The sequence below is a fragment of the Flavobacterium sp. genome, from assembly GCF_049318185.1.
GTDB lineage: Bacteria > Bacteroidota > Bacteroidia > Flavobacteriales > Flavobacteriaceae > Flavobacterium.
Genome location: NZ_JBMOGV010000231.1, coordinates 1 through 1,633 on the forward strand (window position 1 = coordinate 1; position 1,633 = coordinate 1,633).

The window sequence follows — 1,633 nt, forward strand, 5'->3', positions numbered from 1 at the left end:
GAAAGATTCGGTCGAATTAATTATCGCCTTGTCGAAAGGACAAGAAGCAGCAATTGACGAATATATTCTAGCTCATAAAGGTTCTGTTTTTTTGAACGAAGCAGAAGGAGTAAAAAAAGAAATGGTTTTAGCAAGGGAATTATTTACAAGTGCTTGTCAAAAAAACAGTGTTGAAGCTTATGAGGATTTCTTGAGTAAATATCCTAAATCATTACATAATAAAGAAGTTCAAAAATTGCTTTTAAATGCTGCTGAAAGAGAAGCAATTGCAACATCAAGCAGTGAAAAAATGATTTTTTTTATTAAGAACTATTTCATTCCAAACATAAAATTAATTGAGATAATTGAGACCAACACATTTTCTGCAAGGGAAAAAAAGATAAAAAATAGTCTAGAAGATTTTATAATCAAGGAAGCCTTACAAAATAATCAAGATAACAAATACGAAAATTATCGTTTATTAATGTCAAAATACTCTGCTATTTGCAAGGATAATAACATTCCAAGTGTACTCAAAAATTTCGACAAAATAAAAAAATATCAAGTTGAAATATGTGATTATCTTTTTAATAAATTAAATGCATGTCGTAAACTTTACCAGTAATTAATACCATACAAAGGAAACCGCAGCAACAATAAGTCTATCGAATACTTTTTCTCCAAAATATCTTCGGTTATACTTGAAGCAAAATTCATTCAAGTAGTTTTGAAGGTAAGGAGCTTCAATTGCATGATGTACAGCTTTTATCAAGTTTTTAGAGTTTGTTATTGCTTTACTACTCCACGGCAATACCTTTCCTGATTCATGTTTGGACATATCATATAATTCTACATTTTCGTATTTCCTGAATGATTTCGGATATGCTTTAGCTTTATCTGCTTTAATCGAACTTTTATCATCTAGAGCTTTTTCTGTCGTTGCTTGTAGTTCTTGAATTGTTCCATTTTCTACTACTTTCATTTTTAGAAACTTAGGCATTGTATAATTTGAGTTTTGGTTCTTTTTTAACTCTTTCCGTTTTACTGTTTTTTGACTTGCCATAACTAAAACACTTGTCTTTTTCTGAGATCCTTTACCTCTTTTTAACTTTTCCTGTTGACCGGTAAATTCATCTTTGTCAAAAATATATTTCGTTGAATAATAAGCTTCATCAATTTCAGACTCATCTCTAAGTGTATATAAATCATCTCTTTTACCCATTACAAGTCTAATTTTATGCATCATTGCCCAAATACATTCATAGTATTCATGTCCTAACTGGCGCTGCATTTCTAAGGCAGAAAGCGTTTTTTTGGTTGAGGTCATTAAATGAAAAGCAATGAACCAATATTGATACGGAAGCTTTGAGTTTTCTAAAGCAGTTCCAGACTTAAGACTCATTCTAAAACCACATTTTTTACACTCATAAAGTTCTTTACTTTTAAGCCACCAATAGTCATTTTTTGATTGACATTTTTTACAAACAACACCTTGTTTCTCGCGTATCTCCTTGAATTTCAACTTGCAATCAAGCTCGTTTGGGTAATTATTAAAAAATTCTACTAACTTCATATTCTAAATTTTGAACAAAGTTAGAGGTGTACGACGTAATCTATTTACGTTCTACTGGTAAAGTTTACGATACGCATTTAA

At 30.3% G+C, this 1,633-nt stretch carries 2 protein-coding genes; one reads left to right on the forward strand and one right to left on the reverse strand.

The window, feature by feature from the left end; translation table 11 throughout:
* On the forward strand, positions 1-604 hold a 604-nt coding region (locus ACOYLT_RS11890), incomplete at its 5' end, for a hypothetical protein (RefSeq protein ID WP_422854049.1).
* Here the strand turns inward: ACOYLT_RS11890 and ACOYLT_RS11895 are convergent.
* Complete coding sequence (locus tag ACOYLT_RS11895; RefSeq protein ID WP_422854050.1) at positions 605-1,552, reverse strand: IS1595 family transposase; 948 nt, start codon at positions 1,550-1,552, stop codon at positions 605-607.
* Positions 1,553-1,633: the final 81 nt, after the last annotated feature.